General features: G+C 50.4%; 3 protein-coding genes and 1 rRNA gene. 1 reads left to right on the forward strand and 3 read right to left on the reverse strand.

All coding sequences use genetic code 11. The annotated features are described in order from the left end of the window. Positions 1–54: 54 nt before the first annotated feature. The 3 genes from CCC32_RS04195 to CCC32_RS04205 are packed head-to-tail and all read right to left on the reverse strand — an operon-like array spanning position 55 to position 3,570. Positions 55–1,251, reverse strand: coding sequence for a GH25 family lysozyme (locus tag CCC32_RS04195; RefSeq protein WP_287072544.1), 1,197 nt, complete (start codon positions 1,249–1,251; stop codon positions 55–57). Continuing rightward, positions 1,248–2,252, reverse strand: coding sequence for a hypothetical protein (locus CCC32_RS04200; RefSeq protein ID WP_156145345.1), 1,005 nt, complete (start codon positions 2,250–2,252; stop codon positions 1,248–1,250). Before CCC32_RS04200 ends, CCC32_RS04195 begins: the two co-directional genes overlap by 4 nt. Further along, positions 2,245–3,570, reverse strand: coding sequence for an inositol-3-phosphate synthase (locus CCC32_RS04205; protein WP_044064595.1), 1,326 nt, complete (start codon positions 3,568–3,570; stop codon positions 2,245–2,247). Before CCC32_RS04205 ends, CCC32_RS04200 begins: the two co-directional genes overlap by 8 nt. 1,594 nt (positions 3,571–5,164) lie before the next feature. On the opposite strand from CCC32_RS04205, the gene CCC32_RS04210 reads away from it, so the two are divergent. Continuing rightward, a 16S ribosomal RNA gene (locus tag CCC32_RS04210) occupies positions 5,165–5,706 on the forward strand; the annotation flags it as partial.

Genomic DNA, 5,706 nt, shown 5'->3' on the forward strand with positions numbered 1-5,706 from the left:
TCCTTGCGCCATTTTTCTGCCGTGTGGCAGGCAGGGGCAAAGGTAGCATGGCGTTTATTTCTTTATCGTCTCCTTATGCAGAAATTCGGCAAACTGCTCCTTGTATCCGTTGAACACGTTGACGTCGACGTCTCCCTGTATTCCTCTCACCTTGCCGTAGGGCGTGAGCTGCCAGAAGGCGAGCCTGACGTCAGGACGGTATTGTCCGTAGCGCGCAATCCATACGGGGTAATTGCCCTTGATGTCGGGAGCGGCAGACAGATATCTGTTCACGAAATTCTGGCTCACGTAGAGCACGGGCTTCGTGCCGGTGGCGTTGCGCACGATGTTGAGCCATGTCCTGATGGCACGGAACATCACTTCCGGTCCGCCCATCTGTTTTATCTGGGCGTCGCTTGGCTCCACGTCGAGAACGGGAGGCATGTCGCCGACTCTCAGAGCCGTGTGTCTAAGGAAGAAATGCGCTTGCGCCGCAGCACTGCTCCTTGTCGAGAAGAAGTGGTATGCCCCTACGGCGATGCCTCTCTTCTTGGCGTTGACATAGTCGGAGGCGAAATATCTGTTGCGCACGGTGACGCCTTCCGTTGACTTTATGTATGCGAATGAGATGCGGTAGTTTATGTCGCCGGCACTTCTCCTTCCGGAACCCAGTCCGATGACTCGCACCTTTGTCCAGTCGAGATGGAATTTCTTCTTTCCCTTCTCGTGTTGGTATCTCGACACGTCGATGCCGTATATCCTGTCGGCTGTATGCACCATCTTCTCTCCGCGGTATCTGTCCTTCCGCCAGTCGCCGGCTTTCACCTTGCCGTTCTCTGCCACTCCGCAGCCGAAACCGTTGCGGCGGTCGGCGGTCCACTGGCCGGTATAGAATTCTCCGTCGGCATTTCTCCATGTGCCGTGTCCGTCGGCAAGCAGGTCTTCACTGAATCCTCCGTGGTATATTCCGAGAGAGTCCTCTCGCGTTCCGCTCACTATCGTGTCGGCGTGCCATAGTGCGGTGATTCGTCTGCCCAGAGAGTCGGTCGTAGTGCCGTAGCCACAGCGTTTGCCGTCTTTCCACATTCCGCTGTACACGATACTGTCTTTCAGCGACAGCACTCCGTAGCCGTTCCGCTTGCCGTGTACCATCTCTCCGCGGTAGCAGTAGTCGCCGTGGTATAGGGTCACGGTGTCGATGGGCTTGCCGTCTTTGCATGAGATGATGGCGAGTGCCGTCAAGGCATATATAATAATGTGGGATATTTTCATTTCACTATTCCTCCCTTGTTGTTTATTCCGATGAAATATCCGTTGCGGTTGAATATCGGCGCCCCCTGGGGAGCCAGCAGCTCTGGTGTGGCATGGCGCTCGGTTGAGATGGTGGTGCCTCTGAAGATGTTTGGCTTCTGGAGCGCTGTGCTGGGCAGACTGTTCTTTGTCAGTCCGAAGACTCCGGCTATGGATATGGTGTCGCCCTTTTCGGGGATAAGGCAGAACACGTCGAATCCGTACAGGCTGTTTGCATCTTCGGGCATGAACTTGCCTTTCGTCTGCAGCACGATGGTGCTTCTTGATGTCTTTCCCGACTCCTCAGGCAGGATGCGGCATGCTATTCTGTTCGCCTTCTTCGCGTTGACGGGGTATACCAGCGTATATCTGCTTTTGCGCCTTATCTTGAGTCCCTTTTTCTGTTGCAGCGATTTCAGCAGGTTGATGCTGTGCTGCAGACTGTCTTTTTTCTTCTTGTTCTCCTCAGCGTATGCGGCGATGGCGTTGTATCCTTCGTCCTTCACATTGTGGGTATTCAGATAATAATCCATTTCGGTCTCCCTCTTCATGTCGGTGGCAAGCATCTCTTCGGCTCTTTTGATGGTATTCTCAATCAGGGTGCCGATGTTCCTGTTTGCCATGGAAATCAGTCTTGCGTCTGTGGAAAATGGACTGACGGTGAGTATGCGGCCCTGGCATGAGGGCATGAATGTGAACCTGTTTATCCAGCATCCGCACACCATTGCCTTGCGCTCCGTGTCGCTGTCGGGCTTTACGCTAACGGCATGGAGCGTGGTGTCGGCATTGATGTCGTTGCAACAGGCTATCACTCTGCCACGGCTCAGAATCTCGTAGTATTCACCGCATTCTACGGTAACCACGCTCCGTTTCATGCTGTCGTAGCTTTCGGGCAGCAGCGAGGGTACCGTAATAAAAGCAATCGCTGCCAGTATTACTACTGGTAGCGACCACAATATTGTCTTCTTTTGTTTATTAGTCAATCTCTTCATCAGCTTCATAACCACCCATCTCACGGATGGCGTTCTTAAGCATTGTGTACTGTTGGTATAGGTTGTTTACTGCCTCTTCGCCCTTGGTATAGTCGTGCATAGGACTCTTGAGGAAGAAACTCAGGAAACGCTGCGTGCCATAGCGTCCGGCTCTTGCGGCGAGGTCGCTCAGCAGACAGAGGTCGAGCAGCAGAGGGGCTGCGAGGATGGAGTCGCGGCAGAGGAAGTTTATCTTCACCTGCATTGGGTAACCCATCCATCCGAAGATGTCGATGTTGTCCCAGCCCTCCTTGTTGTCGTTGCGTGGAGGGTAGTAGTTGATGCGCACCTTATGATAATACTGTGTGTCCTCGTCGTTGCCGTGACCATAGAGATCGGGCTGCACGTCGGGCTTCAGGATTGTCTCCAGTGTGGATAGCTTGCTCACCTCCTTGGTGTGGAAGTTTGCCGGCTCGTCGAGCACGAGACCGTCTCTGTTGCCGAGGATGTTTGTAGAGAACCATCCGCTCAGTCCCAGGCAGCGGGTGCCGATGATTGGGGCGAAACCGCTCTTTACGAGGGTCTGACCGGTCTTGAAGTCCTTGCCCGAGATAGGCATCTTCGTCTTCTCGGCAAGTTCCCACATGGCTGGAATGTCGACAGTTGTGTTTGGCGCACCCATGATGAACGGTGCTCCTTCGGTGAGGGCGGCATAGGCGTAGCACATTGATGGTGCCACGTGTTCGCGGTCGTCTTCCTTCATCGCCTTCTCCAGGGCTTCGAGCGAATAGTGGATCTTTTCGTCCACCGGAACGTAGATTTCCGTTGAGGCAGCCCAAATCACCACGATGCGTGAGCAGTTGTTCTCCTTCTTGAAGTTGCGGATGTCTTCACGCAGTGCTTCCACCATCTCCCAACGCGTCTTGCAGTCTTTCACGTTGTCACCGTCGAGGCGTTTGGCGTAGTTCTTGTCGAAGGCGGCCTTCATAGGCTTGATCTTCTCCAGCTCGTCCTTCACGGGGTTGATGTCTTTCTCCTTCAGCACCTCGGCATACATCGCAGCCTGATAGGCATTCTGTGGGTATACATCCCATGTGCCGAACACGATGTCATCGAGACTTGCCAGTGGCACGATGTCTTTGTAGTGCAGATATTTCTTCTCGGTTCCCTTGCCTACGCGTATCTTGTCGTATTGTGTCATGGAGCCGATGGGCTTGGTCAGACCGCGGCGTGTCATCAGCACACCTGTCATGAATGTCGTGGCAACGGCACCGTTGCCAACAATCATTATTCCTAATTTGCCCTCAGCGGGCTTTACGCTTGTTTGCATATCGTTTTTTATGGTTCTGTTAATGTGGTAATTATTATCGTTTGTCGGCAGCCTAGTGTAACAGGGCCAACATTATGCAAAGATAGTCATTCTTATTGATATGCTTGCAATATTTCAAAGTGATTAACATTTGAACGTCTGTTTGCGAAATTATTTTGTTGCTGTATTGATGTCTACTCTTTTTTTTCTTGGGCGGTGAAACCTTGTAATACAACCGGTTCCTTCAGTTCTTTGATCTTGTTGCTCACTGATACAGTCATTCAGTATTGTCGTTGTGTCCCCGCTTCAGGCATTTGCCGTTCCTCTCCGCTTACAGTGGTTTCCAGTCTTGTTTTGTCCCATTTTTGGGCACATTTTCTTTTCATGTCGTGCCCAAAATCTTCCATTTCCCATGACAGTGAGAATAAAGTGCCCATCAGCCTTCGGCGACAGGCACAGGTCTAAAATAGAAAGCGGATATCACTCTAGGAACACGGATTTGTCATCACGGAGTAACAACTTTTATATAAGACAAAAACCAGGATACCCACCCTGAAGCCTTTCAGACAAAAACCAAGATAAACCTGCTGCGCAGTAAATTATTAATATAACTCCGCCAATTGTCATCAGCCCCCACCTGGCCTCCCCCGTAGGGGAGGGACAGATATCCTTGCAAGTAATATTATCGTCAGTAGTCGTTTGATTATCAGTGACTTATCAATAGCAATAGTAACTGTCCCTCCCCTACGGGGGAGGCTAGGTGGGGGCTGATATGATTGTCTGAAGAAGTCTTTGACAAAGCATAGTAACTTGTTCCTTCCCTTTGGGAATGTCAGGATGGGTTATCCTACTGGGAAGGTTTGGATGGGTTCGAGACCGAGAGTGGGCTGATGCCATCAGACTTGTTTTCATTTTCTGCCATTATACTTGCGGTTTATCATGGCTTATCGCTCGGTATGTTTGCGAGGTGGTGACGCACAGTCACCACCGTCTGCCGGTGTCTGGTTTCCGTGTCGAGAACTTGCTCTCGTAAGCGGAAGCCTGGCGGCGTCAGACAAGCCGTAGTCTCGCAAACATATCGGGTGTATATCCCGGTTTTTTGTCTAAAAACCATCAACCGAATCATTAGCTAAGTAAAAGGGAGAGCCCCTCACTTTCAATTCTAAGAAACACCCAAAGAGGAATCATCGATAATTTCCCTTCGCGCGCATATATAAATATAATGTGAACCATACACTTTTCCCTTTAATTCTGTCAAATAAAAGGAAAACCGTCACTTTTTTCTCATTTTCTTTTGAAAACATTTGGATGGTATGAGAAAAACCCATACCTTTGCATCCGCTTTTGAGAACGAACGCTGTTACAAAACAGTTATTAAGTCAGAAAGAGCGACAAAAGAAAGAGTTCTTTGAAAAGATTACAATAAACAGAGAAGTAGTAGTACAAGAAGCAGACTTCTTTTCCACCTTATATTATATAGGGGTTATGGATAAAGGAGTTCTGGGTAGAACGAAACCTATCAATTTCTGAAGGTGATACCGAATGATTTTCGGAGGCATTCTGAACAGAGACAAAACGAACTTTCCTTCGGGAAAGGTCATTATAAAGATATTATACAATGGAGAGTTTGATCCTGGCTCAGGATGAACGCTAGCTACAGGCTTAACACATGCAAGTCGCGGGGTAACATCTGGGAGAGCTTGCTCTTCCAGGATGACGACCGGCGCACGGGTGAGTAACGCGTATCCAACCTGGCCCATACCACGGGATAGCCCGTCGAAAGGCGGATTAATACCGTATGCTGTCATTAAGAGGCATTTTTTTGATGACGAAAGGACTGGCGGTATGGGATGGGGATGCGTCTGATTAGCTTGTTGGCGGGGTAACGGCCCACCAAGGCGACGATCAGTAGGGGTTCTGAGAGGAAGGTCCCCCACATTGGAACTGAGACACGGTCCAAACTCCTACGGGAGGCAGCAGTGAGGAATATTGGTCAATGGCGCAAGCCTGAACCAGCCAAGTAGCGTGAGGGAAGACTGCCCTACGGGTTGTAAACCTCTTTTGTTTGGGAATAAAGTGCGGGACGCGTCCCGCATTGCATGTACCATTTGAATAAGGACCGGCTAATTCCGTGCCAGCAGCCGCGGTAATACGGAA

This window comes from Prevotella sp. LMAG:51, assembly GCF_008680225.1.
Classification (GTDB): domain Bacteria; phylum Bacteroidota; class Bacteroidia; order Bacteroidales; family Bacteroidaceae; genus Prevotella; species Prevotella pectinovora.